21 protein-coding genes are annotated in these 26,012 nt (G+C 72.2%); 7 read left to right on the top strand and 14 right to left on the bottom strand.

Going from position 1 to position 26,012, the window contains the following annotated elements; genetic code table 11:
- Positions 1 to 141: 141 nt before the first annotated feature.
- The 4 genes from QJS33_RS04345 to QJS33_RS04330 form a co-directional block, all read right to left on the bottom strand.
- Positions 142 to 885 (bottom strand): S9 family peptidase, encoded by a 744-nt coding sequence (locus QJS33_RS04345; RefSeq protein WP_306366533.1) that lies wholly within the window; start codon positions 883 to 885, stop codon positions 142 to 144.
- Positions 886 to 1,017: 132 nt separating this feature from the next.
- Positions 1,018 to 1,989 (bottom strand): hypothetical protein, encoded by a 972-nt coding sequence (locus QJS33_RS04340; protein WP_306366532.1) that lies wholly within the window; start codon positions 1,987 to 1,989, stop codon positions 1,018 to 1,020.
- 289 nt (positions 1,990 to 2,278) lie between these two features.
- Positions 2,279 to 3,553: a glutamate-5-semialdehyde dehydrogenase gene (locus QJS33_RS04335; protein ID WP_306366531.1), complete on the bottom strand. Its 1,275-nt coding sequence runs from the start codon at positions 3,551 to 3,553 to the stop codon at positions 2,279 to 2,281.
- 186 nt (positions 3,554 to 3,739) lie between these two features.
- Positions 3,740 to 4,186 (bottom strand): type II toxin-antitoxin system PemK/MazF family toxin, encoded by a 447-nt coding sequence (locus QJS33_RS04330; RefSeq protein ID WP_306366530.1) that lies wholly within the window; start codon positions 4,184 to 4,186, stop codon positions 3,740 to 3,742.
- A gap of 190 nt (positions 4,187 to 4,376) precedes the next feature.
- Here QJS33_RS04330 and QJS33_RS04325 point away from each other — a divergent pair, with 190 nt between their 5' ends.
- Positions 4,377 to 5,201 carry an SDR family NAD(P)-dependent oxidoreductase gene (locus QJS33_RS04325; RefSeq protein WP_306366529.1) on the top strand — a complete coding sequence of 275 codons (825 nt, stop codon included), beginning with the start codon at positions 4,377 to 4,379 and terminating at the stop codon, positions 5,199 to 5,201.
- Positions 5,198 to 5,947, top strand: a complete 750-nt coding sequence (locus QJS33_RS04320) for an SDR family oxidoreductase (RefSeq protein WP_306366528.1) — start codon at positions 5,198 to 5,200, stop codon at positions 5,945 to 5,947. The genes QJS33_RS04325 and QJS33_RS04320 overlap by 4 nt, the downstream gene beginning before the upstream one ends.
- 40 nt (positions 5,948 to 5,987) lie before the next feature.
- Here the strand turns inward: QJS33_RS04320 and QJS33_RS04315 are convergent, their stop codons facing one another.
- Positions 5,988 to 6,875, bottom strand: coding sequence for an alpha/beta hydrolase fold domain-containing protein (locus tag QJS33_RS04315; RefSeq protein WP_306366527.1), 888 nt, complete (start codon positions 6,873 to 6,875; stop codon positions 5,988 to 5,990).
- A 241-nt stretch (positions 6,876 to 7,116) separates the two neighbouring features.
- Here QJS33_RS04315 and QJS33_RS04310 point away from each other — a divergent pair, with 241 nt between their 5' ends.
- Positions 7,117 to 8,235 (top strand): AAA family ATPase, encoded by a 1,119-nt coding sequence (locus QJS33_RS04310; RefSeq protein ID WP_306366526.1) that lies wholly within the window; start codon positions 7,117 to 7,119, stop codon positions 8,233 to 8,235.
- Between the two features lie 2 nt (positions 8,236 to 8,237).
- A complete protein-coding gene (locus QJS33_RS04305) occupies positions 8,238 to 8,915 on the top strand; it encodes a DUF4276 family protein (RefSeq protein WP_306366525.1) in 678 nt (225 codons plus the stop codon).
- A 19-nt stretch (positions 8,916 to 8,934) separates the two neighbouring features.
- Here QJS33_RS04305 and proB read toward each other — a convergent pair whose 3' ends face one another.
- The 6 genes from proB to QJS33_RS04275 all read right to left on the bottom strand — a co-directional run bounded on the left by proB (position 8,935) and on the right by QJS33_RS04275 (position 16,557).
- Positions 8,935 to 10,098: a glutamate 5-kinase gene (proB, locus tag QJS33_RS04300; RefSeq protein WP_306366524.1), complete on the bottom strand. Its 1,164-nt coding sequence runs from the start codon at positions 10,096 to 10,098 to the stop codon at positions 8,935 to 8,937.
- A gap of 92 nt (positions 10,099 to 10,190) precedes the next feature.
- Entirely contained in the window at positions 10,191 to 11,555 is a 1,365-nt protein-coding gene (obgE, locus tag QJS33_RS04295) for a GTPase ObgE (protein WP_306366523.1), read from the bottom strand.
- A gap of 132 nt (positions 11,556 to 11,687) precedes the next feature.
- Positions 11,688 to 11,948: a 50S ribosomal protein L27 gene (gene rpmA, locus QJS33_RS04290; protein WP_073380480.1), complete on the bottom strand. Its 261-nt coding sequence runs from the start codon at positions 11,946 to 11,948 to the stop codon at positions 11,688 to 11,690.
- A 13-nt stretch (positions 11,949 to 11,961) separates the two neighbouring features.
- Positions 11,962 to 12,273 carry a 50S ribosomal protein L21 gene (gene rplU, locus QJS33_RS04285; RefSeq protein WP_220565608.1) on the bottom strand — a complete coding sequence of 104 codons (312 nt, stop codon included), beginning with the start codon at positions 12,271 to 12,273 and terminating at the stop codon, positions 11,962 to 11,964.
- A gap of 355 nt (positions 12,274 to 12,628) precedes the next feature.
- Positions 12,629 to 15,640: a ribonuclease E/G gene (locus QJS33_RS04280; protein WP_306366522.1), complete on the bottom strand. Its 3,012-nt coding sequence runs from the start codon at positions 15,638 to 15,640 to the stop codon at positions 12,629 to 12,631.
- A gap of 161 nt (positions 15,641 to 15,801) precedes the next feature.
- Positions 15,802 to 16,557 (bottom strand): TIGR03936 family radical SAM-associated protein, encoded by a 756-nt coding sequence (locus tag QJS33_RS04275; RefSeq protein WP_306366537.1) that lies wholly within the window; start codon positions 16,555 to 16,557, stop codon positions 15,802 to 15,804.
- A gap of 599 nt (positions 16,558 to 17,156) precedes the next feature.
- Here QJS33_RS04275 and QJS33_RS04270 point away from each other — a divergent pair.
- The 3 genes from QJS33_RS04270 to QJS33_RS04260 all read left to right on the top strand — a co-directional run bounded on the left by QJS33_RS04270 (position 17,157) and on the right by QJS33_RS04260 (position 20,009).
- Entirely contained in the window at positions 17,157 to 18,461 is a 1,305-nt protein-coding gene (locus tag QJS33_RS04270) for a sensor histidine kinase (protein WP_306366521.1), read from the top strand.
- On the top strand, positions 18,458 to 19,123 hold the full coding sequence (locus QJS33_RS04265) for a response regulator transcription factor (protein ID WP_306366520.1): 666 nt from the start codon (positions 18,458 to 18,460) through the stop codon (positions 19,121 to 19,123). The genes QJS33_RS04270 and QJS33_RS04265 overlap by 4 nt, the downstream gene beginning before the upstream one ends.
- 115 nt (positions 19,124 to 19,238) lie before the next feature.
- Complete coding sequence (locus tag QJS33_RS04260) at positions 19,239 to 20,009, top strand: FkbM family methyltransferase (protein WP_306366519.1); 771 nt, start codon at positions 19,239 to 19,241, stop codon at positions 20,007 to 20,009.
- Between the two features lie 455 nt (positions 20,010 to 20,464).
- Here the strand turns inward: QJS33_RS04260 and QJS33_RS04255 are convergent, their stop codons facing one another.
- The 3 genes from QJS33_RS04255 to mrdA all read right to left on the bottom strand — a co-directional run bounded on the left by QJS33_RS04255 (position 20,465) and on the right by mrdA (position 26,012).
- Positions 20,465 to 22,402 (bottom strand): TIGR03960 family B12-binding radical SAM protein, encoded by a 1,938-nt coding sequence (locus QJS33_RS04255; protein ID WP_306366518.1) that lies wholly within the window; start codon positions 22,400 to 22,402, stop codon positions 20,465 to 20,467.
- A gap of 328 nt (positions 22,403 to 22,730) precedes the next feature.
- Positions 22,731 to 23,900 (bottom strand): rod shape-determining protein RodA, encoded by a 1,170-nt coding sequence (rodA, locus tag QJS33_RS04250; protein ID WP_306366517.1) that lies wholly within the window; start codon positions 23,898 to 23,900, stop codon positions 22,731 to 22,733.
- Between the two features lie 3 nt (positions 23,901 to 23,903).
- Positions 23,904 to 26,012, bottom strand: a complete 2,109-nt coding sequence (gene mrdA, locus QJS33_RS04245) for a penicillin-binding protein 2 (protein ID WP_306366516.1) — start codon at positions 26,010 to 26,012, stop codon at positions 23,904 to 23,906.

The following is a 26,012-nucleotide window of genomic DNA, read 5'->3' as shown; positions in this document are numbered from 1 at the left end:
AAGATCCCCTCGCCCCACACCGAGATCATCACGACGCAGGACGAAAGGATCCAGTCACTTTCAAAACACGGCCTAGCCCCCGGTCGGTGGACGGGGCGGCCCGGCGGGCCGCCCCTTCGCCGTTTCCGTACCCGGGCCCGGTCAGATGCCCAGGTGGGAGCGGACCTCACCCCAGGCGGCGTGCCCCGGGTCGATGACGGCGAAGTGGTCGGCCCCCGCCGGCTCCCGGTACTCCACCCGGTCGCCCGCAGCGCGGGCCGCCGCCGTGTAGTCGCGGCTGTGCTCGACCGGGACCCGCTGGTCCGCGTCGCCGTGCACCACCAGTTGCGGCCGCCCGATCGGAACCCGGTGCAGCGGCGAGGACTCCGCGTACGCCCGTCCCGCCGGGTGCGGCCCCAGGAAGGGTTCGACCGCGCCCTCACCGAGCCCCGCCCGGGCACAGCGCTCCAGGTCGGTGACGGGGGCCAGGGCGACCACCTCGGTGACCGGGGTGCCGGCGTCCAGGGCGTTGAGCAGGGCCAGGTGCCCGCCCGCGGAGTGGCCGACGCTCACCACCCGGGCGGCGTCGTACCGCTCGGGTGCCGCGTGCAGGGCGCGGCCGATCTGCCGCAGGGCCGCGTTCACGTCGTCGAGGGTCTGCGGCCAGCCGCCGCCGTCGTCCCCCGTGCGCCGGTACTCGACGTTCCACACCGCCCACCCCGCCGCGGTGAGGTCGCGGGCGACCGGGTCCATCAGCGAGGCGTCGTGCAGGTCGCGCCACCAGCCGCCGTGCAGCAGCACGGCCACCGGGGCGGGGCCGCCCGCTCCCCCGCCGCCCCCGCCCGCAGGATCCCAGCGGTGGACGATCCCGCTGGAGTGGTCGCCGTAGCGTTCGGTGGTGGGCATGGGCTCTCTCCTCGCGACCTCGTCGTCGCCCGCACCGTAGCAGCACCCGGGACCCGCGCACACGAGGCTCGGCGCCGCCGGCACTGTGCCGGCGGCGCCGATGCGCGTGGAGCGGTGGTGCGGTCGCAGGTCCTAGAAGGCCGGACCGGCGGCCATGGCCTCGTCGACGGTCTCGGCGCGGGCGCTCTCGACCTCCTCGACCAGGTCCTCCTCGTGCTCCTCGAACTCCTCCGCCACGGCGGTGCTGAAGGAGCGCAGCGCCACCTCCTGGGTGAGGATGTCGCCGCGCACGCGGTTGTTCTCGCCGATCTGGGCGGTCGGGGTGTTGCCCGACACGGCCAGGTCGCCGCCGATGATGTTGTTGTCGATGTAGGCGCCACCGGAGATGCCGGTGACGGTCAGCGTGCCGTCGATGTAGTTGACCGACGCGCAGAAGCCCTCCTGCTCGCCCGCCCCGACGGCCACCGGGCCGGCGCCGTCGGTGTAGGACGCCGCGCCGAGGACCTCGCTGTCGCAGAGGATGCCGCCACCGGTGGAACCGCTGACGGTCAGCGCGCCGCGCACGACGGAGTCGTAGATGTCGACGTACTCGACACCGGTGCCCTTGACGGCGCCGCCGACCCGGGAGCCCTCGACGTAGACGGCACCGGTCTGGGCGTTGATGTTCTTGACGGAGGAGTCGACGACGAACGCGAAGCCGTCGTTGGCGGCGCCCTCGACCGGGACGGTGCGCAGGGCCGCGCCGGCGCTGCTGTCCTCCAGGTAGGTGCCGTACGAGCCGCGGTTGACGACACGGCCGTCGACGGTGGTCTCGGAGGCGTCGAAGTAGCCGTCCGGCTGGACCTTGACGTCGCCCTCGATCTCACCGCCCAGGATGTGCAGGTTCGCGCCCTTGCGGACAATGACGTCACCCTGGATGACGGTGCCGTCCAGGAAGCAGCTCTTGCCGGCGGGGACCGCGAGGTCGGTGGGCAGCGTGATGGCGCCGCCGTGGCCAGAGCAGAGCGTGACCAGGTCCGCCTGAGCGGGAGCGGCCATGAGCGTGACGCCGCCGACGGCCAGGGCGGCCGTGGCCGCGGCAGCGACCGAGCTCCGGATCTTCATGCGGGGGGATTCCTTTCATCGTGACCGTGGGGGTGACGACGCTCCCGGGGGTACCCGAGCGGGGTGAGAGCGTCGGAAGACACCTCAGTGAAAGTACCGATCTCTCGTCGCTTTGGGAATACTTGCTGAGCGAAGATTCGCTTCTGTCCAGGTTTCCGCTGGGAAAACGTTCCAGGTGACAATGGCAGCCGGTGGACACACCGGCCGACCCGTTCCGCCCGGCGGGACCGGGTACGGCACGGGCCGCCCCGGACGGTGTCCGGAGGCGGCCCGCACGGGTGGGGACGGCTCACCTCACATGGCCGTCACCGGTCACGATGTACTTTGTGGAGGTCATCTCGGTCAGGCCCATGGGGCCACGGGCGTGCAGTTTCTGAGTGGAGATGCCGATTTCCGCACCGAATCCGAATTCGCCGCCGTCGGTGAACCGGGTGGAGGCGTTGACCATCACCGCGGCCGCGTCCACCCGGGACACGAAGTAACGGGAGGTCTTCAGGGAATCGGTGACGATGGCCTCGGTGTGCTTGGTGGAGTAGCGGCGGATGTGCGCCAGCGCGTCGTCGATGGTGGGCACGACCCGCACCGCCAGGTCCGAGGACAGGTACTCGGTGGCCCAGTCCTCCTCGGTGGCCTCGACGACGTCGGCGGGCGAGGTGTGCGCGGCGGCGATCTCGCGCACCCGGGCGTCGCCGTGCACGGTCACGCCGGCCTGCGCCAGCTCGGCCAGCACCCGCGGCAGGAACTCCTCCGCGACGGCCTCGTGCACCAGCAGGGTCTCGGCGGAGTTGCACACCGACACCCGTTGGGCCTTGGCGTTGACGGTGATGGCCACCGCCTTGTCGAGGTCGGCCCCGGCGTCCACGTACACGTGGCACAGGCCCTCGCCGGTCTCGATGACCGGGACGGTGGAGTCGCGGACCACGGCCTGGATGAGGGAGCCGCCGCCGCGCGGGATGAGGACGTCGACCAGGCCGCGGGCGCGCATCAGCGCCAGGGAGGACTCCCGGGTGCGGCCGGGCACCAGCTGTACGGCGTCGACGGGGACCCCGGTGTCGGCCAGGGCGTCGCGGATGACGCCGACGATGGCGGTGTTGGAGTCGTAGGCCGAGGAGGAGCCGCGCAGCAGGGCGGCGTTGCCGCTCTTGAGGCACAGCGCGGCGGCGTCCACGGTGACGTTGGGGCGGCCCTCGTAGATGATGCCGACCACGCCCAGCGGAACACGGATCTGGCGCAGGTCCAGGCCGTTGGGGAGCACCCCGCCGCGTACCGACTCGCCCACCGGGTCGGGCAGCTCGACGATCTCGCGGACGGCGTCGGCGATGGCCTCGATGCGCTGCGGGGTCAGTGTGAGGCGGTCGATCATGGCCTCGGAGGTGCCGTCCTCGCGGGCCCGCGCCACGTCCCGGGCGTTGGCGGCCGTGATCTCGTCGGCCCGCTTGACCAGGGCGTCGGCGATCGCCTCCAGGGCGGCGTCCTTGACCGCCCGGCTGAGCGGGGCGAGGTCGGCCGCCGCGTCCCCTGCACGTTCGGCTACCGCGCGGACCTCGCGCTCGATGTCACTCATGGCGTTACTCTCTCGGGATTCGGGAGGGACCCCGCACGCCCGGGTCCTGCCGCGTCGAAGGACCGGGCCGGGGTGATCGGTCCAGCCTATCCGCCCGGGCCCCGCCCCGCCCGGCCCTTTCCTCCGCCTGCTCGCGTCCACGGGTCGGACCGGCGCCCGGGCCGGCCGGCCCGGGCGCGTCCGGGTTCAGCTCCAGCCGTAGCGGCTGCGCAGGACGTCGGCGACCAGCCAGAAGATCTCCTCGTCCAGGATGGCGGCCTCGCGGCGGATGTCGTCCTCGTCGAACTCGAAGAGGCGGTCCACCCGCAGGAAGGAGTCGCGGCCCTCGCGGTCCCAGGGGCCCGAGCCGATGGGCAGCCAGTCCTGGAGCTCCCACTGCTCGGGGCGCTGGGAGGACAGCATCAGCCCGTGCAGGCGGCGGCCCTTGCGGCCGACCACCAACAGCGGCCGGTCCTTGCCCTGGGAGGGGTCCTCCTCGAAGGGGACCCAGGTCCACACGATCTCGCCCGCGTCGGCCAGGCCGTCCCGTTCGGGGGCGTAGACGAGCTTGGTGGCGTTCTCGGAGGTGGGGATCTCCCGCAGTTCACCGCGGTGGGGGTGGTCGTCTCTGTGCTGTGCCGTACGTTCGCTCATCTGGGCATGATAGGGGTCCGGACGCACCCCGGGGACGGTGGGCAGGACCGCCGCGGGGATACCCGAACGGCGTTCACTAGGATCAAGGGCGCGACGCGGCGCCGCAGGGCGGCGCATCCGCCGACGGACCCGACCTGGCGCACCGGGTTCCCGTCGTTCGACAGCGAACCGATGGAACACGGAGCCGGACATGACCACCTCCTCCACCCCCCGCACCGTCCTGGTGACCGGCGGCGCCTCCGGACTGGGCGCGGCCCTGGTCGCCGAGTTCAGTGCGCGGGGCGACCGCGTGCTGGCCACCGACCTGGCCGAGGAGGCGCCCGCGAACCTGCCCGCGGGTGCCGACTACCTGCGCCTGGACGTCACCTCCGACGACGACTGGGCCGGCGCCCTGGCCTGGGTCGAAGAGCACTGGGGCGGCCTGGACGTCCTGGTGAACAACGCCGGGGTCGCCGCGGGCGGCCGCATCGACGTCCTGGGCATGGACGACTGGCGCTGGATCACCGAGATCAACCTGTTCGGCGTGGTGCGGGGCTGCCGCACCTTCACCCCGCTGTTCAAGCGCCGGGGCTCGGGCCACATCGTCAACACCGCCTCGGCCGCCGGGCTCATCCACCCGCCCGCGATGGGCTCCTACAACGCCACCAAGGCGGCCGTGGTCGCGCTCAGCGAGACCCTGCTCCACGAACTCCACCCGTTCGGGGTACGGGTGTCGGTGGTGTGCCCCTCGTTCTTCCGCACCAACCTGGCCTCGTCCCTGCGCGGCAGCGACCCCGAGGTGGAGAAGAGCGCGGTCAAGCTCATCAACGGGTCGCGCCTGGGCGCCGAGGACATCGCCGCCCGCGTGGTGCGCGCCGTGGACCGGGGCACCCACCTGATCCTCCCCGACGCACAGGCCAAGAGCGCGTTCTGGGCCAAGCGGCTGGCCCGCCCCCTGTACGACCGGACCATGCGGGCCGTGGCCGGGCAGATGCTCAGGCATGTCGGCGGGTCCGCGGCGAAGGAGAAGGTGTGAGCAAGGGCACCGTCGTCATCACCGGGGCCAGCGCCGGGCTGGGGGCCGAGATGGCCCGCCGGTTCGCTGCGCTCGGCTACGACCTGGGCCTGTGCGCCCGGCGCACGGACCGGATGGAGGGGCTGCGCGCGGAGATCGCCGCCGCCCACCCCGGTCGGCGCGTGGTGCTCAAGGCCCTGGACGTCACCGACGACGACGCCGTCTTCCGGGTCTTCGGCGAGTTCGCCGGGGAACTGGGGACGGTGGACCGGGTGGTGGTCAACGCCGGGCTGGGCAAGGGCGCGGCGCTGGGCACCGGCCGGTTCGACGCCAACCGGCAGACCGCCATGACCAACTTCGTGGGCGCACTGGCCCAGGTGGAGGCGGCCCTGGAGATCTTCCGGGAGCAGGGCCGCGGCCACCTGGTGGTGATCTCGTCCATGTCGGCGCTGCGCGGCATGCGCCGCTCCATGACCGTCTACGCCGCCACCAAGGCGGGCGTGTCCGCCCTCGCCGAGGGGGTGCGGGCCGAGAACATCCCCGGTGTGGACGTGTCGGTCGTCCACCCCGGCTACATCCGCTCCGAGATGAACGAGAAGGTCGAGCAGCGGACCCGGTTCATGGTCGACACCGAAACGGGTGTGCGCGCCATGGTCGCGGCCATCGAGAAGCGCAGGGTCAAGGCGTACGTCCCCGCCTGGCCGTGGGTGCCGATCGGGTTCCTGTTGAAGCGGCTGCCGCTGTCGGTGGTACGCCGGATGACCTGACCTCGCGCCCGCGGTGCCCGGTTCCGGGCGCCGCGGGCGGTCACAGGTCCCGGACGGTCCGCAGGATCTCGGCCCGCGCCGGGCCGCCCTCGGGCACCGGGACCAGCGGGTACACGTGGAAGGCGCCCTCCTCCTCGCTGAGCCGGACCGTGCCCCCGACCTCGGCCACCAGGTCCCGCAGGCGGCGGGTGTCCGGCAGCAGCACGTCGCGCGTGCCGATGTAGAGGTCCATGGGCGGCAGGGTCGCCAGCTCCCCGTACACCGGGCTCAGCCGGGGCAGGGCCAGGTCGTCCCCGCCCGACCAGGACTTCGCCGCCTCCAGCATCCCCACCGGGCTCAGCCAGGGGTCGCGTTCGTCCACCTCGGCGATCTCGGGGTTGGACATCGTCAGGTCGGCCCACGGGGAGATCAGGATCAGCCGCGCCGGTTCCGGCAGCCCCGCGCCGGTCAGGGTCTGGGCCAGGGCCAGCGCGAGGCCGCCGCCCGCGGAGTCGCCCGCGAACGCGGTCCGCTCCGGCGCCACGTCCGCCGACAGCTCCCGGTAGACCTGTGTCAGGAACGGGAAGGCCTCCCGGTAGGTGTGCTCGGGCGCCAGCCCGTAGAGCGGCACCTCCACCCGGCAGCCCGTGTCGGCCATCCGGGAGACGAGCACCCAGTGCCACGCGGAGATCTCGCTGACGTAGGTCCCGCCGTGCACGTACAGCACCGCCTTCACCGGGTTCTCCGTGTCGCGGGGGAGAACGGTGTAGACGGGGAAGCCGGCGACCGTCCGCAGGCCGATCCAGTGCCGTTGGGCGACCCAGTGCGGGGGCGCGGGGTCGTCCTTGGGCTCGTACAGCCACTCCCGGGCGCTCTCCACCGAGCCCATCGGGCGCTTGCGCACCACACGCAGCGCCAATGACAGCAGCCGCGCCGTCAAGCTCGGCATGGGGCACTCCTTCCCCTGGGGGCGGGGGACCCGCCCCTTCCATGTCCCTGTGACCGGATTCTCTCCCGGGCCGGGGACATCTGCGGGCACCGGGGCCGTGTCGCCGAGATCCGGCCCCGTGGGCGGCCGTCCACGGGGCTCTCGCGGGCGGCCGTCCCGGGAGCGGCGTCACCGGGTGACGAGGTCGCCGCGGTGGACCGGCACGCGCTCGTAGCGGCCCGGCTCTGGCTAGGGTTGTCGTATGGAACGCCGCAGACTCAGCTCCCTGACCATCGAAGGCCTGACCTCGATTCGCTCGGCCACGGTCGAGTTGGGGCATGTCAACGTCCTGGTCGGAGCGAACGGGTCGGGCAAGAGCAATTTCATCGCGGCGCTGGAGATGATCGGCAAGATCGCCGATGGACGCCTGGGGATGCACACCCTTCAAAGCGGCGGGGCATCCAACCTGCTCCACAAGGGACCGGAGCCGAGCGGCGAGATCATCCTCAGAGCACGATTCGGCCTCGTCACCTACGAAGCGGCAATGGTTCCCACAACGGATGACTCACTGGTCTTCAGCAGGGAGATGATCTCCGCGCCCGCTGAAGAAGGGCTCGCCCCTACGGCCATCTCGGTCACAAGGGGATCGAAGGAAAGCCTGCTCCCCGAGGTGTCGAGTGGCGAAGTCGGGGCCTCCGCGGAACTCCGGTCGGTCTCCGAGCCAGTGTTGGAGCGGCTCGGCGGCTGCCGTGTCTTCCACTTCCACGACACCAGTGCCAACGCCCCCGTCAAGGGCAACGGCTATACGGCCGACGACCTCGCCCTGCACCCCGACGCCGCCAACCTGGCTGCCGTGCTGCTGCGTCTGCGGGATGGGGAGCCCGAAGTCTACAACCGCATCCTCCGCGATGTGCGGGGCATCGCGCCGTTCTTCCGCGACTTCGTGCTGGTCGAACAGAACGAGCGTGTACGGCTGCGCTGGACCCAACAGGACAGCGAGAACGTCTTCCCTGCCAGCGCGATGTCCGACGGCACCCTGCGTTTCGTCTGCCTGGCCACCCTGCTCAACATGCCGGGCAGACCGGGGATCATCGTTCTGGACGAACCCGAACTCGGCCTGCACCCCTACGCCATCGTGCAACTCGGCGAGATGATCCATGCGGCGAGCGTCGACAGCCAGATCGTCATCGCCACCCAATCCGTCACCCTGATCGACCAGGTGGCGTTGGAGGATCTGATCGTGGTCGAACGGGAGGCGGGAGCCTCCGTCTTCCACCGGCCCAGGCCGGAAGAGCTCCAGATGTGGCTGGAGGAGTACTCCCTGGGCGAACTGTGGCAGAAGAACCTCCTGGGGGGACGCCCCCGCTCCGAGCGAAGGTGAACGTGCGCAGGCTGCACATCCTCTGCGAGGGCCAGACCGAGGAGAACCTCGCCACCGAGACGCTGCGGCCTTACTTCACCTCACACGACACCTACGTGACGGTGTCCGTCCTCACCACGAGGCGTACCGTCGCGGGTCCCGACAGCAAGGGAGGCGTCGGCCGTTGGAACGCACTGGACCGGGATGTCCGACTGCTCCTGCGCGACACCTCGATCCAGGTGCTCACCACCCTGGTGGACTACTACGGCGCCCCGTCGGACGCACCGGGGATGAAGAACAGGCCGCAAGGGACGCCGTACGACCGGGTCGCCCATGTGGAATCCGCCATCGCCGAGGCCGTGGGCGACCCCCGTTTCCTTCCCTACCTGATCCTGCACGAGACCGAGGCCTGGGTACTCGCCTGTGCGGAGACCCTGGGCGAACTCGTGGAAGAACCGAGGCTTGCCGACTCACTCCGCGCAATCGTCGAGAGCGCGGGAGGTCCTGAGCTGGTCAACGACGGTCCGAACACCGCGCCCTCGAAACGGATCGAGGGGTTGTACCCGACCTACCGCAAGACCAGGGACGGCCCCGACACCGTCTGTTTGGCCGGTGTGGAGGAGATCCGACGCCAGTGCCCGCACGCCGACGCCTGGTTCCGAGCCGTGGAAGAACGCCTCGGAACCAGGCAACCCGGCTGATCTGTGTCGCGGACCGGGGTCACAGGACGACGAGGTCGTCGCGGTGGACCAGCTCGCGCTCGTAGGAGGGGCCCAGTTCCCGGGCCAGCCACCGGGTGGAGCGGCCCATCAGGTCGGGCACCTCGGCGGAGTCGTAGTTGACCAGGCCGCGGGCCACCACGGTGCCCTGCTCGTCGCGCAGGTCCACCGGGTCCCCGGCGCTGAACTCCCCGAGCACGTCCACCACCCCGGCGGGCAGCAGCGACGCCTTGTCGCGGGCCACCGCGGCCACCGCGCCCGGGTCCAGGACCAGGCTGCCGCGCCCGGCGGTGGCGTGGGCCAGCCACAGCTGGCGGGCCGAGGGGCGCCGCCCCGAGGCGGCGGCGAAGAGCGTGCCGACCCCCTCCCCCGCCAGCGCCGCGCGGGCGTTGGCGGCGGAGGTGAGCAGGGTGTTCACCCCCGCCTCGGTGGCGATGCGCGCCGAGGCCACCTTGGTGACCATGCCGCCGGTGCCCACTCCGCGCTTGCCCGAGGAGCCGATGTCGATGCCCTCCAGGTCGTCCGGACCGGAGATCAGGCCCACCACCCGGGAGCCCGGCTCGGCCGGGTTCCCGTCGTAGAGGGCGTCCACGTCCGACAGCAGGACCAGGGCGTCGGCCTTCATCAGGTGGGCCACCAGGGCGGCCAGCCGGTCGTTGTCGCCGAACCGCAGCTCGTGGGTGGCGACGGTGTCGTTCTCGTTGACGATCGGCAGGGCGCCGATGTCCAGCAGGCGGCGCAGCGTGCGCTGGGCGTTGCGGTGCTGCACCCGCCGCATCAGGTCCTCGACGGTGAGCAGGATCTGGGCGGTGTTGATGCCGTGCCCCGCCAGCTCGGCGGTGTAGGCGGCCAGCAGCAGGCCCTGGCCGACGCTGGCGGCGGCCTGCTGGGAGGCCAGGTCACGGGGGCGCGTGCGCATCCCCAGCGGGGTCATGCCGGCGGCCACCGCACCGGAGGAGACCAGGATGACCTCCTGGCCCAGGGCGCGGCGGGACGCCAGCACCTCGACCAGGTCCCGGATGCGGCCGGAGTCGATCCGGCCGTCGGGGGTCGTCAGCGACGACGACCCCACCTTGACGACGACCCGGCGGGCGGCGGCGACGGCCGCACGCCCGCGGGCCTCCTGAACGGAGCCGGTCTGTTCGAGTTGTTCTGCGCTGTGCACCGTAAGGGGGCTTTCCATCCGAGGGCGCGGTCCGGGCGGCGGAGCCGCGCCCGTCTTGCCTGTGCGGCCGGGCCGATGCTTCCCCGCGCGGTTCAGCCCAGCCGGGCGTCGGTCCCGCGCGGGCCGGACGGGACGGCCTCGGCGTCCAGGGACGGGTCCCAGTCGAAGACCACGGAGTCCTCCTCGGTACCGATGTGGACCTCGGCGCCCTCGGTGGCCCCGGCCTTGGCCAGCTGCTCCTCGATGCCCAGGCGGTTGAGGCGCTCGGCGAGGTAGCCGACGGCCTCGTCGTTGGAGAAGTCGGTCTGGCTCACCCAGCGGGCGGGCTTCTCACCGCGGACCTGGAAGGCGTTGTTCCCCAGCGGGACGACCTCGAAGGGCACGTCGCCGATCATCTTGGGCCGGATGACGATGCGGGTGGGCTCGGCGGCCGGAGCGGCCTCGCGGGCCGCGGAGACCTGCTCGGCCAGGGCGAAGGACAGCTCGCGCAGCCCCTCGCGGGAGGCGGCGGAGACCTCCAGCACCCGGTAGCCGCGTTCGGTGAGCATGGGTCCGACGAGTTCGGCGAGTTCGCGGGCCTCGGGCACGTCGACCTTGTTCAGGACGACGATGCGCGGGCGGTCGGACAGGTCGACGCCGGTGGCCTCTCCGTAGGCGGTCAGCTCCGCCTCCAGGGCCTCCAGGTCGCTGACCGGGTCGCGGCCCGGCTCGTAGGTGGCGCAGTCCAGGACGTGCAGCAGGGTGGAGCAGCGCTCGATGTGGCGCAGGAACTCCAGGCCCAGGCCCTTGCCGTCGCTGGCGCCGGGGATCAGGCCGGGCACGTCGGCGATCACGTACTGGGTGGTGCCCGCCTCGACCACACCGAGGTTGGGGATCAGGGTGGTGAACGGGTAGTCGGCGATCTTGGGCCGGGCGGCCGACATCGCGGCGATGAGCGAGGACTTCCCGGCGCTGGGGAAGCCCACCAGGCCGACGTCGGCGATGGTCTTCATCTCCAGGCGCACGTCGAACGCCTCGCCCTCCTCGCCCTTGAGGGCGAAGCCGGGGGCCTTGCGCTTCTTGGAGGCCAGTGCGGCGTTGCCCAGGCCGCCGCTGCCGCCCTGGGCGAGCACCAGGCGGGTGCCGTGGCCGACCAGGTCGGCGATGACCTCGCCGTCCATGCGGGTGACCACGGTGCCGTCGGGCACGTACAGGACCAGGTCGTCGCCGTTGGCCCCACTGCGGTGGCCGCCCATGCCCGGGGTGCCGTTCTGGGCGTTGCGGTGCGGGCGGCGCTGGTAGTCCAGCAGGGTGGCGGTCTGGGCGTCGACCTCCAGGACGACGTCGCCGCCCCGGCCGCCGTTGCCGCCGTCGGGCCCGCCCAGCGGCTTGAACTTCTCGCGGTGGACGGAGGCGCAACCGTGCCCGCCGTTCCCGGCCTTGACGTGCAAGACCGCCTCGTCGACGAAGTCGGGCATGGTTCTCCTCGGTTCACTGCTCCGGCCGCGGGGCGGCCCGGTGGGAAATGTGTGCGTCACCTGGTGACAACACCAGAGGCGGGCCAGTGTTCCCTGGCCCGCCTCTGTGAACAACGAACGTTCGCGCGTGCCCTACTCGGCGGCGGCGGGAACGATGTTCACGGCCTTGCGGCCACGGAAGTTGGCGAACTTGACCTCGCCGGCGACCAGCGCGAACAGCGTGTCGTCGCCGCCACGGCCCACGTTGGCGCCAGGGTGGAACTTGGTGCCGCGCTGGCGGATGAGGATCTCGCCGGCCTGGACGGCCTGGCCGCCGAAGCGCTTGACACCCAGGCGCTTGGCGTTCGAGTCGCGGCCGTTACGGCTGGACGATGCGCCCTTCTTATGTGCCATCTCTCAGATCCTCCTACTTCGCCGAGATGCCGGTGACGCGGACCTGGGTGTGCTTCTGGCGGTGACCCTGGCGCTTCTTGTAACCGGTCTTGTTCTTGTACTTCAGGATGTTGATCTTGGGGCCCTTGGTCTCGCCGAGAACCTCGGCGGTGACCGTGTAGCCGCTCAGCTTGTCCGTGTCGCTGACGACGTTGCCGTCCTCCACGACGAGGATGGGCTGCCACGTGATGGTGGCGCCGGCCTCGGCAGAGACCTTGTCGATGTTCAGGACGTCATCGACGGACACCTTCTCCTGACGGCCGCCCGCTCGCACGATCGCGTACACCGCGTAACTCTCTTCCTGCTCGCTCAACGAATAATGCTCGGGACCAATCCCCGAGACATGTGTTCGGGGTCCGGGTCCGGCCGGATGCCCTGACGGGCGGGCCGGGAGGACCGCCCCGTGTGGGAACTACGGGGAGTCCTCGTTCCACGATCCACTGTTGCCTGTAGCGGGGCGCGGGGATCTGAGGGAAACAAACCCTGCGTGGAGAGCACTTGGTGTCGGGGCGCGCGATCACGAGGAGCGCGCCGACGCACCGTCCATCAGATTACCATCGCCCCGCCACGGGCCTGCACACGTGCCGCGGTCCGGGCCGGGGGGTGCCCCCGGCCCGGACCGGGCCCACGTCCCGCTCGGCTCAGCCGGCGTCCACGGCGGTGGACGAGGCCGCCGCCCTGGTCCGCCGGGTGCGGCGGCGCTTGGGCCGCTCCCCGGCCTCCTCGTCGCCCTCGGCCGACGCGGTGGTATCGGTCACGGTCTCCGGCTCGCCCACGGCCTCGGCGGCCACGCGGGCGGTCCGGCGGGTCGCGGTGCGCCGGGTCCGGCGCGCGGCCGGGGCCTCCTCGGGCGGTGCCCCGTCCGCGGCCGCCTCTGCGGCCTCCTGCGGCTCCTCGGCGACCGGTGCCGGCTCGGCGGCCTGGTCGGCGGCCTTGCCCTCCGCGGTCTTACGCGAGCGCGTGGTGCGCTTGCGGGTCCGCTTGGGTTCGGCCTTCTCCTCCGCGTCGGTGTCGTCGGCCTTCTTGCCCCTGGCGGCCTTCTTCTCCGACTTCTTGGCCGGCTTGTCGGCGGGCTCGGGGGCCTCCTCCGCGACCGGGGCCGCGGGCTCGGGCTCCTCGACGGCGCTCTCCTGCGCCGCGGGGGTCTCGGCCGGTTCGGCCTCCCCCTTGCCCTTGCCCTTCTTCTTGCGTCCGCCGCCGTTGCCGCCGGTGGCGGCCCCCTTGCCCTCCACCGGTTCGGTGGCCAGGATCAGGCCGCGGCCGCTGCAGTGCTCGCAGGTGTGGGAGAAGGCCTCCAGCAGCCCCTGCCCCACCCGCTTGCGGGTCATCTGCACCAGGCCCAGCGAGGTGACCTCGGCCACCTGGTGCTTGGTGCGGTCCCGGGACAGGCATTCGAGCATCCGCCGCAGCACCAGGTCGCGGTTGGACTCCAGGACCATGTCGATGAAGTCGATGACGATGATGCCGCCGATGTCGCGCAACCGGAGCTGGCGGACGATCTCCTCCGCCGCCTCCAGGTTGTTCTTGGTGACGGTCTCCTCAAGGTTGCCGCCCTGACCGGTGAACTTGCCGGTGTTGACGTCGACGACCGTCATCGCCTCGGTGCGGTCGATGATGAGCGAACCGCCGCTGGGCAGCCAGACCTTGCGGTCCAGCGCCTTGTTGATCTGCTCGTCGATCCGGTAGGCGGCGAAGACGTCGCGGTCCTCGGTCCAGTGGGAGGCCCGCTCGGCGAGGTTGGGCGCCACGTGCTCGACGTAGTCGTGCACGGTGTCCCAGGCCTCGTCACCGGAGACCACCAGGCTGGAGAAGTCCTCGTTGAACACGTCCCGTACGACCCGGATGGTCAGGTCGGGCTCGCTGTTGAGCAGGGCCGGGGCGTTGGCCGACTTGGACTTGCGCTTGATGGACTCCCACTGGTTGGCCAGGCGGGAGATGTCGCGCTCCAGCTCCTCCTCGCTGGCGCCCTCGGCGGCGGTGCGGACGATGACGCCCGCGCCGGAGGGCATGACCTTCTTGAGGATCTGCTTGAGGCGGGCGCGCTCCTTGTCGGGGAGCTTGCGGCTGATACCGGTCATCGAACCGCCGGGCACGTACACGAGGTAACGGCCGGGCAGGCTGATCTGGCTGGTCAGGCGCGCGCCCTTGTGACCGATCGGGTCCTTGGTGACCTGCACCAGGACCGACTGGCCGGACTTGAGCACCGACTCGATGCGCTTGGGCTGGCCGTCCAGGCCGAACGAGTCCCAGTTGACCTCGCCCGCGTACAGGACGGCGTTGCGGCCCTTGCCGATGTCGACGAACGCGGCCTCCATCGACGGCAGCACGTTCTGCACCCGGCCCAGGTACACGTTGCCCACGTAGGAGCGGTGGGTGGCACGGTCGACGTAGTGCTCGACGAGGATGTCGTCCTCAAGGACGGCGATCTGGGTGCGGTCGCCGGTGCGGCGGATGACCAGGTCGCGCTTGACCGCCTCGCGACGGGCCAGGAACTCCGACTCGGTGACGATCGGGGCGCGGCGGCGGCCCTGCTCGCGGCCCTCGCGGCGGCGCTGCTTCTTGGCCTCCAGGCGGGTGGACCCGCGCACGGCCTGGACCTCGTCCGAGATGGGCCGCTCCGCGCGCGGCTCGCGGACCCGGACCACGGTGTTGGGCGGGTCGTCGGGGGTGGCCTCGCTCCCCCCGCCGGCGGAACGGCGGCGGCGACGGCGGCGACGGCGGCTACCGCCGCGCTCGTCCTCCTCGGCGGCGTCGGCGGAGTCCTCGGAGCCGGCCTCCTCGACGGCGGCCTCGGCCTCGTCCTCGGTGTCCTCGGCGTCGTCACCGGAACGCGAGCGGCCGCGGCCCCGGCCGCCGCGGCGGCGACGGCGGCGTCCGGGCCGCTCCTCGGCGGACTCCTCCGCGCCGGTCTCCTCAGCGGTCTCCTCGGCGGACTCGTCCTCGGCGGTCTCCTCGTCCGCCTCGTCCTCCGTGTCGTCCTCGTCCTCGGTGTCACCCTTGAGCGGCGCGGGGGCGGCGGGCGGCGCGGCGGCCACCACGGGAGGCTGGAAGAGCATGGAGGGGGCCTGGAAGACGGCGCCGGTCCGGGCGGCCTCCTCCTGCTCCTCCTCGGTCTCGGAGACGGCGGTGGTCTCGGGTGCGGCCTCGGGCTCGGCGGCGGCCCGGGTGCGCGAACGGCGCGCACGGGTCCGGGGTTCGGGCTCGGCCGCCGCGGGGGGCTCGACGGCGGCCGCGCGGGTGCGGCGCGTACGGGTCTTCTTGGCGGGCTCGGCGGCCTCGGGCCCGTCCTTCTTCTCCTTCTCCGGGGCCTTCTCCTTCTCCGGAGCCCTCTGGGCGGCCGGAGGGGTCGCGGGGACGTCCAGCGGCCGGTCCTCGACGCGCACCGTGCGTCGCCGCACCGGGGTCGCGGAGGTGACCTTGACCGTGCCGCCCTCGCCGGAGCCCGCGAGCGTGGTCACGGGCTTGGCCGGGGGGACGAAGACGTCGTCGGGCTCGGGGGGCGGTCCTGCCGCGCGGCGCACGCCCTTGGCCGGTGCGGGCGTGGTCACGCGCACCTCGCCTCCCCCCACGGGGGACGTCGCCGCCCTCGTTTCGGTTGTTTCAGTTGTACCCACGGTGTCGTCTGCACCGTTGCTGGGCTCGTTGTCGAGCATCCGGGCGGTCTCCCGTCAAAGTCCCCGGGCGCGCCGCGACCTCTCGGTCGGCGGCGCGGCTCACGAGAACTGTCGTCGCAGTGTCAGCGCCGACGGCACCGGGGTGCCGTCGGGGCAAAGTCCTGTGGTGGCGCCCACGTTCCCCGCTTCGGGGCCGCTCATCAGCGCGGTCCCGTCATGGGCGCCGACGGCTGTGGTGCGCTGTCGCCCCGCTCTTCGGCGTCGTCCGCCGGTCCGGATTCGTTTCGGTCCACGGCGAGCGGGTCAGCGATCGCACCTGTCGCCTCGTTCAGTGGCCCCTGCGCCAGCCGGGTCATCGTCACTGATGACTGCGGCGCGAGGTCGGCCACGTGGCGGAGGCCGGTCAGCACGTCGTCCGGTCGAACGGCCGGTGTGGTGTGCCGTACGACCATCCGAAGTATGGCATATGTGGTGTCCTGCTCCCTCGGGGCACGCCCGGGTCCACGACACACATCGATGCCGACCACCGCCGGTCGGGTGTCGAATCGGCGGCGGCCCTTCTTGGTCATCCGCTCCACCTCGACGGTCTCGGCCGCCAGGTAGGCCCCGACGGCGCTCTCCGCCTCGTCGACTCCGACCCCGTCCAGTTCCACCCGCCATACGGAGGCCTGGAGCCGCTCGGCCAGTCCCGGAACCCGGGCCTCGACGACCTCGATGATGTCGATGCCGTCCGGCATGGCCGCGTCGATGTCGGTCCCGACCCGGACGGGTTCCCGCTCCTGCGCGAGGGTGAGTTCGAGATACTCCGCCTCACTGGCGACCCCGGTGGGGGCCGCGCCGGTGTAGGAGACCTTCGGGTGGGGCGAGAAGCCGGCGGAGAAGGCCACCGGTACGTCCGCCCGGCGCAGGGCTCGCTCCAGTGCCCGGGCGATGTCCCGGTGGCTGGCGAACCTCATGCGCCCGCGTTTGGCGTAGCGGACGCGAAGCCGTTGTCCGGGTGCGGCGGTGGAGGGTGAAGTGGTGCCCTCGGGTGCGGGGGGCAGCTCAACTCCTTTCCTCATGTCCCTCGGAGCGGCCGCGGGGCGACCGGCGATGGACTGTTCCTCGTCCTGTTCAGCGTACGGTGCGCGATGGTGCACCTGGACCGGCGAACCGGCGGGTGCCCCGTTGCACGTGCGTCCGACAGGACCACGCATCCGGTATCTGCCCCACTGACCTGCGCTCGAAAAGTCCCGATGGGACTTCGAGCGGGCCGCCGCGAAGGTTGCGCGCCGAGTGAACCGGTGTTCACCACCAGAACGCGGGGGTCCGGAAAAAAAATCCAAAGAAAATCCCGAACCCATGGCAACCCCCCCACGGAGCCGCGAGTCCTATTACACGTACGGCCCGGCGCGAGCGGGGCGCCGGGCCGTACACCTTCTCTCCCCCGGGCGCTCCCCTTCACAGGGTCGAGGACCGCCGCACAGGCGGCGCCCGGAGCGGGAATCCTACTCCACCGCCCCTGTGCTCCCTCTGCGCGCCCCCTCCTTCTCCGGGCCTCCCTAAGCTGTGCGGTGTGATCGACAGCGCCGTGTCCGCGGTTCGGGCCTGGATCCGCCTCGCGCGAACGGCCCGGGTCCCCCCGTCACCGCACCCCGGCCCGGACGGGGGCGAACTCCCCCTGCTGCCCGTGTGGCCCTTCGCGGCGGCGGCCTGCGCACTTTTCGTGTTCCGGTCCGCGGTCCTGGGCATCGGCCACGGCCTCGGCCCGGCGGGCCCCGTGATCTCCCTGGTCACGGCCGCCCCCCTGGCGCTGTGCCGGTGGCGGCCCGCGGCCGCCTGGCCGTCGGCCTGGGCGCTGCTGGTCGCGGCCGTCCCGCTGCGCCCCCTGCTCCCGGCGCCGCCCCCCGTCCCGTGGTCCCTGGACGAACTGGCCCTGCTGCTGCCCGTGGTGTACGTGCTCGCGCTGTCCGTGCCGCGCCGGGTGTGGGTCCCCGCGCTGGCGCTGACCCTGGCCGCCGGACTCGCCACGGCCCTGGCCCTGACCGACCCCTACGGCGCGATGACGGGCCTGCTGCTGTGGTCGCTGCTGGTGTGCACGGCGGCACTGCTCGGCCGGGCCCGGGCGGTCCACCGCCTGGACTCGCTGGCGGTGGCGGAGGAACGCGGCCGGCGCCGGTTGACGGAGGAGCGGCTGCGGATAGCGCGGGAACTGCACGACGTGGTCGCCCACCACATGTCGGCGATCGCCGTGCGCACCGGGACCGCCCCCTACCGGCTGTCCGGTGACCTGGGCGGGGCGGCCCGCGCGGAACTGGAAGAGATCGGCGCGGCCTCGCGCGCGGCTCTGGCGGAGATGCGCGACCTGGTGGGTGTCCTGCGCGGGGCGGAGGGCCGCCCGGCCCCCGGCCCCGAGGACACGGTCGCCGTGGTCGAGGCGGTACGCCGCGCGGGCACCCCCGTCGAACTGGAGATGCCGGGGGATCCCCTGCCCGGGGAGGACATCGCGCTCCTCGTCCACAGAACCGTGCGGGAGGGGACCGGCAACGTGCTGCGGCACGCGCCCGGGGCTCCCACGCGGGTGCGCGTGGAGGCGTCCGACGACGCCGTCACCGTGTCGGTGGTCAACGCCCCTCCGCCCGCCACCGGTCCGGTCCACCCCCTCCCGGGGTCCGGGCACGGCCTGGCCGGGCTGCGCGAACGCGTGACCGCTCTGGGCGGCACGCTGAGCGCCGGTCCGTGCTGGGACGGCGGGTTCGAACTGCTGGTCCGGCTGCCGGTCCCGGTGGCCGGAACCGGTCACCGGGAGCGACGGCGGACCGATCCCCGGTGGAGACTCATCGGGTTCCGGACACGACGTGAGCGAAGGCGGATGCGGTGATCTCGGTCCTGATCGCGGACGACCAGGCCATGGTGCGGGCCGGGTTCTCCGCCCTGCTGGCGGCGCAACGCGACATCCTCGTGCTGGGCGAGGCGGGGGACGGTCGGGCCGCCCTCGCCATGGCTCGCGAACTGCACCCGGACGTCGTGCTCCTGGACGTGCGGATGCCCGTCATGGACGGGTTGGAGGCCGCGCGGGAGCTGCTGTCCTCCGACGGGTACCGGCCGCGCGTGGTCATCCTGACGACCTTCGACGCGGACGAGTACGTGTACGCGGCGTTGCGCGCGGGAGCCTCGGGGTTCCTGCTCAAGGACTCCCCGCCGGAGGACCTGGTCACAGCGGTGCGCGTGGTCGCGGAGGGCGATGCCCTGCTGGCCCCTGCGGTGACCCGGCGGTTGATCGAGGCGTTCGCGGCCCGCTCCCCCGGGAGGCCTCCCGCCGAGGCGGCCCGGTTGGCGGCACTGACCGCCCGGGAGACCGACGTGCTGCGGGCGGTCGCGGCCGGGTCGGACAACCGCGAGGCGGCCGCCGCACTGGGCATCGCCGAGGAGACCGTGAAGTCCCACCTGGGTCGCGTGTTCGCCAAACTCGGCCTGCGCGACCGGGCCCAGGCCGTGGTGTTCGCCTACGAGAGCGGACTGGTCACGGCCGGAGGGCGCTGAGCGCCTGGCTCCGCCGAGCCAGGCGGGCCCGGTCGATTGGGCTCTGCGGGGGGATCCGCACACGCCCCCGGCCGCCCTAACTTCGTGCGCATCGAGCGGACGAAAGGACGGACGTATGGTCGTCGACCGAACAGGGGAGGCGGTGCCCCTCCGATCGCGCGCCGCAGCCGGGCTGCTGCGGGGGTGCGCAGTGGTGTCGCTGAGCGAACCCGAGATCCTGGGGTTGTCACGGTTCGTGCGCCCCGGGGACGTGTGCCTGGACATCGGGGCAGGGTACGGCATGTACACACACCCGCTGGCCGCGCTGGTCGGGTCCCGGGGGGCGGTGCACGCCTTCGAGCCGCTGCCGGTCCCCTACCGGATCCTCGACGCGGGCCGGCGGGCCTCGGGCGCCCGCCACGTGATCACGCACAACACCGCGCTGGGCCCACGGGCGGGGGAGCTGGACCTCGCGCTCCCCTACCGGTTCGGGCTGCCGGTCCACGGGTGGGCGTACCCGCGGTCGGGGCTGCGGCGGCCGGGACGGCGGATCTCCTTCTCCTCGGAGCGGACCCTGCGCGTCCGGGCGGACACCGTCGACGCGGTGTGCGCAGCGGCGGGGGTGGACCGGGTGGCGTTCATGAAGATCGACACGGAGGGCTTCGAGATGTCGGTGCTGGAGGGAGCCTTTGAGGTGTTGGCCCGGGACCGGCCCGCCCTACTGCTGGAGGTGGAGGACCGGCACCTGGACAAGTACGGGCTGTCCGGTGCCGAGGTCGTCGGCGCCCTACGGTCGCGGGGCTATGAGATGCGCACTTGGCGATCGGGCCGGTGGGTCCCGGCGTCGAGGGCCGACCCCCGGACCCGCAACCACCTGTTCACCGTCCAGGGCGCACTGCGGCCCTGAGCGGCCGGATCCGGTCGCGGCCCGGAGGTGAGGGCCGCCCCGCGCACCGCTCGGCCCGCGCCGGTCCGCTGCTCCGTCCCGAAGCCGCGCCGGGGCGCCCCCGCCCGTACCGGGGTCGGCGTCGGCGCGACGCCGGGGAGGCTCCGGAGACCGGGGTGACGACCGTGGGCCTCCTCTTCGCCCTCCTGGACGAGGAGCAGGCGGCGGCCCGTGTCACCGCACCGGGTCCCGGCGGGCGGAGACGGGGCGCCGGGATACCGGACGGTGCCCGGTCCCCGGTCACCGTGGGTGGGGCCCGCGGCCGGGCTCTTGTGCGGTCACGTGGGCCCGCGGGCGAATGCCCGCGGACGCCTTCCGGACAGGAACGACGAATCCCGCTGAGGACCCAGGGCCGACCGGAAGGTCGGAAGGCGGGCCGGGACCTGCCGGAGGGCGCTCATGGACCGCACTTGCCGTCAGACGACGGTGAGGGGGAGGGTGGGGCGGCCCTCCGCCGGGGCGTTGATCTGGATCTCGGTTCCCATGCTGGGGCACACGCCGCAGTCATAGCAGGGGTTCCAGCGGCAGTCGTCGACCTCCAGCGACTCCTCGCCGTGCAGGGAGTCCTGCCAGTCCTGCCACAGCCAGGAGCGGTCCAGTCCCGCGTCCAGGTGGTCCCAGGGCAGCACCTCGTCCTCGTCCCGCTCACGCGTGGTGTACCAGTCGACGTCCACCGGGTATTCGGCCAGGCCGGCCTCGGCCGCCCTGCTCCAGCGCTCGTAGGAGAAGTGCTCGCTCCAGCCGTCGAACCGGCCGCCCGAACGCCACACCTCCTCGATGACCCGGCCCACCCGGCGGTCGCCCCGGGAGAGCAGGCCCTCGATGATCGACGGCCGCCCCTCGTGGTAGCGCAGCCCGATGGCCTTGCCGTAGGCGCGGTCCGAGCGCAGCCGGTCGCGCAGCTTGCGCAGCCGGGCGTCCACCACCTCGTGCGAGGTCTGGGCCGCCCACTGGAACGGGGTCTGCGGCTTGGGCACGAACCCGCCGATCGACACCGTGCAGCGGATGTCCCGGCGCCCGGTCACCTCGCGGCCGGTGCGGATGACCTCGGTGGCCAGGTCCGCGATGGCCAGCACGTCCTCGTCCTCCTCGGTGGGCAGCCCGCACATGAAGTACAGCTTGACCTGCCGCCAGCCCGCCGCGTAGGCGGCGGTGACCGTGCGGATCAGGTCCTCCTCGGTGACCATCTTGTTGATGACCCGGCGCATCCGCTCGCTGCCGCCCTCCGGGGCGAAGGTCAGCCCCGAGCGGCGGCCGTTGCGGGTGAGCTCGTTGGCCAGGTCGATGTTGAAGGCGTCCACCCGGGTGGAGGGCAGCGACAGCCCGGTGTTGGTGCCCTCGTAGCCGTCGGCCAGCTCCTTGGCGATGTCCTTGATCTGGCTGTGGTCGGCGCTGGACAGCGACAGCAGGCCCACCTCCTGGAAGCCGGAGTTCTTCACCCCCTCGCGGACCATGGAGGTGATGGTCTCCTTGTTGCGCTCGCGCACCGGCCGGGTGATCATCCCCGCCTGGCAGAACCGGCAGCCGCGGGTGCAGCCGCGGAAGATCTCCACGCTGTAGCGCTCGTGCACCGACTCCGCGGTGGGCACGATCGGCTTCTTCGGGTAGGGCCACCGGTCCAGGTCCATGACGGTGTGCTTGAGGACCGTCTCGGGCACCCCCGGCCGGTTGGGCGAGTACGCGGCGATGCGCCCGTCCTCGTGGTAGTCCACGTCGTAGAAGCGCGGCACGTACACCCCGCCGGTGGCGGCCAGCCGCAGCAGCAGCCCGTCGCGCCCTCCTGGCTCCCCCTCGTCCTTGAACTCGCGGACGATCTCGGTGATCGCCAGGCTGATCTCCTCGCCGTCGCCGAGCACCACCGCGTCCAGGAAGTCGGCCATGGGCTCGGGGTTGAACGCCGAGTGCCCGCCGGCCAGCACGATCGGGTGCCCCTCGCGCCGGTCCGCCGTGCGCAGCGGGATCCGGGCCAGGTCCAGCGCGGTGAGCAGGTTGGTGTAGCCCATCTCGCTGGCGAAGCTGACCCCGATGAGGTCGAAGGCGCCCAGTGGACGGTGGGAGTCGACGGTGAAGTGCTCGACCCCGTGCTCGCGCAGCAGGGCCTCCATGTCCGGCCAGACCGCGTACGCGCGCTCGGCCAGCACCCCCTCGCGCTCGTTGAGGACCTCGTACAGGATCTGCACGCCCTGGTTGGGCACCCCCACCTCGTAGGCGTCGGGGTACATCAGTGCCCAGCGCACCCGGGTGTCGTCCCACTCCTTGACGACGGAGTTGAGCTCACCGCCCACGTACTGGATGGGCTTGCCCACCCGGGCCAGCAGGGGCTCCAGTCGCGGAAAGAGGCTTTCGACGGTCATGGGTCTGGAGACTTTCGATCGGCGGACGTGGACCAAGCTGCCCTTTCAGGCTACCGGCGCGGCCGTCCCCGTTCCGGGTTCTCCACAGGACCTGTTCGGATGGTGTCCCACCGAGTGGTGTGGCTTTTGGTGTGGCTTTTCCGGCCCGGTTCTCGCAGACACGCGTCGGCGGTGTCCGCCGGGCCGGTGTGCCGCCGCCTTCGGCGGGGCCTCCACCCCGGTCAGCGGACCGCCGACGCGTGATGGCCCGCCAGCGCCGGTCGGCCATCGCGATGACCTGTAAGGACGCACCCGCGCGAAAGTCACGACGCTCCAGGGGGCGTGCCCCCTATTCGAACCCCCGGTCCCGGGAGTTCACCCCGAGCACCAGTCCCAACGCCAGCAGGTTGGCCAGCAGCGCCGTGCCGCCGTAGGAGACGAACGGCAGCGGCAGACCGGTCACCGGGACGATCCCCAGCCCCATGCCGATGTTGATGAAGGTCTGGAATCCGAACCAGGACGCCACCCCCACGCACAGCAGGCGCGGGTAGGGCTGGTCGCAGCCCAGGGCGATGCGCAGGATCCGCCACAGGATCACCGCGAACAGTCCGATGACCAGCCCGGCCCCGACGAACCCCAACTCCTCCCCGGCGACCGTGAAGATGAAGTCCGTGTGCTGTTCGGGCACGAACCGGCCGTGCGTCTGCTCCCCCCGGAACAGCCCGGTCCCGTCGAACCCGCCCGACCCGACGGCGATGAGCGCCTGGTTGGAGTTGTACCCGGCGCCCTGCGGGTCCGCCGACGGGTCCACCAGCGTGGCGATGCGGTCCAGCTGGTAGGGCTCCAGCATGTCGAACCACCAGACGCAGAACCCGGCCGCCACCCCGGACAGCAGCATGCCGGCCACCCAGAAGACCGGCGCCCCGGACAGCGTCAGCATCCCCAGGAAGATGGCCCCCAGCACCAGTGTGGTGCCCAGGTCGGGCTGGAGCATGACCAGGGAGAGCGGTACCGCGAGCGCCAGCAGGCAGAACAGCACGTCCCGGGTCATCGGCCGGGTCTCGCCGTCGCGGGGTTCCCCCAGCAGGGTGGCCAGCACCAGGATGAGACCCACCTTGGACAGCTCGCTGGGCTGGAACTGGAAGCCGCCCACCACGATCCACCCGCGCGAGCCGTTGATGACGGCGCCCAGCGGTGTCAGCACCAGGGCCAGCGCGACGACGGTGACGATGAAGACGACGGGCGCGTACGCGCGGACCGTCCGGAAGTCGACGGCGGCCACGGCCAGGCACACCGCCCAGCCCACGGCCAGGTGGGCCAGGTGCTTGCGCAGGTGCTCGGTGGCGTCCAGCGGGTTCCCGCCGTCACCGGGCTGGGTGGCCGACCACACCAGCAGGGAGCCGATCGCGCACAGCGCGGCCACCGCCAGCACCAGGACCCAGTCCAGCCTGCGGGCTGCGCCGGCGGCGGTCACCGCGGTGCGGCCCAGGTCGATCCCGCGCGGGGCGTGTACGGTCATGGGTCACCGGTCCAGAGGGTCGATGGAACCGTCGGGGCGCACCACGGGCAGGTCGGCGCGGGGCTCACCGCCGGGCAGGGCGGGCTCCTCGAAGTCGCCGAACCCGTAGATGCCCTCGTAGATCTTCCGGGCGATGGGCGCGGAGGTGGCACCTCCGGTGCCACCCTGGGAGACGAACACGACGACGGCGAACCGCGGGTCGTCGGCGGGCGCGTAGGACACGAACCAGGACGACACCTGCCGGTTCTGGGCGTCGGCGCTACCGGTCTTGCCGGCGACGGACACCCGGTCCTGCGGGAAGTCCCCGAAGGCGCCGCCGCCGGTGCCCGTCTTGGTGACCTCCTCCAGTGCGTCCTGGAGGTAGCGGAGGGTCTCGTCCTTCACCGGCACCTTACCGGCGACGACCGGCTCGATCTCCTCCACGACACGGCCGTCGGCCGAGACCAGCGCCCGGGCCACCCGGGGCTCGTACACGGTGCCGCCGTTGGCGATGGCGGCGTAGGCGCGGACCAGTTGGAGCGGGCTGACCAGCACGTCGCCCTGGCCGATCGAGAAGTTGACGGCCTCCCCGGCCCGCCACTGGAACCCCTCCACGCACTGCTCGTAGGCCAGGAGCTTGAGGTAGGCGGCGTGGGACGGGTTGGTCTTGGCGATCTCGGGGTAGCCCTCCTCGCCGCGGCGGCAGTTGTTCTCCCGGGTCTCCTCCCAGAAGGTGCGCTTCCACTCGCGGTCGGGGATGCGCCCGCTCGTCTCATAGGGCAGGTCGATGCCGGTGGGGGCGCCGAACCCGTACCCGCGGGCCATCTCGGCCATGGCCTCCTTGGGCTCGCCCTCGGGTTCGAGGCCGCCGTCCTTGAGCCAGAGCTGGTAGCCGAAGTTGTAGAAGATCGTGTTGCAGGAGACCACGATGGCCCGGTGCAGGTCGATGGTGCCGTGCCCGCCGCCCGCGTAGTTCTCGTAGTTCTGCCCGGCGATGTTGACCGATCCGGGGCAGGCGTAGGTGCTGCGCAGCGAGTAGCCGTTCTCGACCGCGGCCGACAGCGACGACACCTTGAACGTGGAGCCGGGCGGGTACTGGCCCTGGACCGCGCGCGACAGCAGCGGCTCCCCGGCCTCGGCGCTGAGCAGCTCGTCGAAGGTCTCCTGGTCGATGCCGCCCTGCCAGATGGCGGGGTCGTAGGTGGGCAGGCTGGCCATCGCGATGATGCCGCCGTTGCGCACGTCCATGACGATGGCGGCCCCGGAGTCGGCCCTGTACCGGGGGCGGGCGGCCCGCATCCCCTCGGCGAGCGCGTCCTCGACGATCTCCTGCACGCCCATGTCCAGGTGGGTGATGATGTGCATCCCCGCCTCGGGCGGCCGGTCGGAGATGACGTCCATGACCTCGCCGTGGTTGTTCACGCCCAGGGTGCGCACGCCCGCGGTGCCGCGCAGCTGCGAGTCGTAGACCGCTTCCAGGCCGTCGCGGCCGACCTGGTCGATGCCGGTGAACTGGGTGCGCAGTTCCTCGCGCGCCTCCAGCTCCTCCTGGGTGACGGGCTGGAGGTAGCCGAGGATCTGCCCGGCCCGGGCGCCGTTGGGGTACTCGCGCACGGCGTGGGCCTGTGCGGTGATGCCGGGGAAGTCGTCGGAGCTCTCCATGATCTGTAGCGCGATGGCCGGCTCGATGTCCTCGGCCAGGGTGACCGGCTGGTAGGGGGAGCCGGGCCAGCAGGGCCGCTCCACCTCGGGTCCGCACAGGCGCATGCGCTGCCGGAGCTCCTCCACCGGGACGTCGAGGACCCCGGAGAGGTCGGACAGGACCTGTTCGCCGCCGTCGTCCATGCCCATGAGCTCGTGGTAGTCGGCGGAGACGACGAGTTCGGTGCGGTTGGCGACCATGGGGCGGCCGGTGGCGTCGAGGATCTGGCCGCGGGTAGCGGGCACGACGAGCCGCTGGTGGTGGTTGGCGACGGCCAGGTCCCGGTAGTGGTCGGCCATCGGGATCTGGAGGTACCACAGGCGCGCGCCCAGGGTGGCGAACAGGGCCACGACGAGGATCTGTGCGAGGACGAGGCCGACACGCCCCAGGCGCGGTCCGGGCAGGGTCGGGTCCACCGGAGGTCGGCGCAC

Source organism: Nocardiopsis sp. CC223A, assembly GCF_030766825.1.
In the GTDB taxonomy this organism is placed as follows: Bacteria; Actinomycetota; Actinomycetes; order Streptosporangiales; family Streptosporangiaceae; genus Nocardiopsis.
This window is presented reverse-complemented; position numbering and strand designations above follow the sequence as displayed.